At 46.9% G+C, this 369-nt stretch carries 1 protein-coding gene; it reads right to left on the bottom strand.

Annotation, left to right across the window (positions count from 1 at the left end; translation table 11 throughout):
• Nucleotides 1-138: 138 nt before the first annotated feature.
• Nucleotides 139-369: phage tail assembly chaperone (locus tag UU7_RS17230; RefSeq protein ID WP_007810913.1), on the bottom strand; the 231-nt coding region annotated here is incomplete at its 5' end.

Raw genomic sequence — 369 nt, 5'->3', positions numbered from 1 at the left:
TTTCATCCTCAATACGTAGCGGGATGCTTGCATAAATAAATGCCCTTTCTCTATCACTCATTTCAACAAGCTCAGACGGCAAAATATGAAGCTTCTGCAGGGCGAAGTGAGCCAGATTAAATTCCGCATCGCCCTGCTTTATGCGTTTTTTACCTCTTCAATCTCCTCATTGATGTCAACGTCCAAGCCGGAAAGCTCCTGCACTGCTTGCGCCAATGTCGCAAACTCCCCCACATAAAGCATTGCTTTTAAAAGTTCTGCTTCTCCCAGCACACCGTAAGCCTTTTGCAGATCCGCATTCTTGAGGTCCGGAAATACTACCGCAGTCGCCGTCAGCTCATGGATATACCCCGTTCTGTCAAATGTTTC

This window comes from Rhodanobacter spathiphylli B39 (assembly GCF_000264295.1).
GTDB lineage: Bacteria > Pseudomonadota > Gammaproteobacteria > Xanthomonadales > Rhodanobacteraceae > Rhodanobacter > Rhodanobacter spathiphylli.
This window is presented reverse-complemented; position numbering and strand designations above follow the sequence as displayed.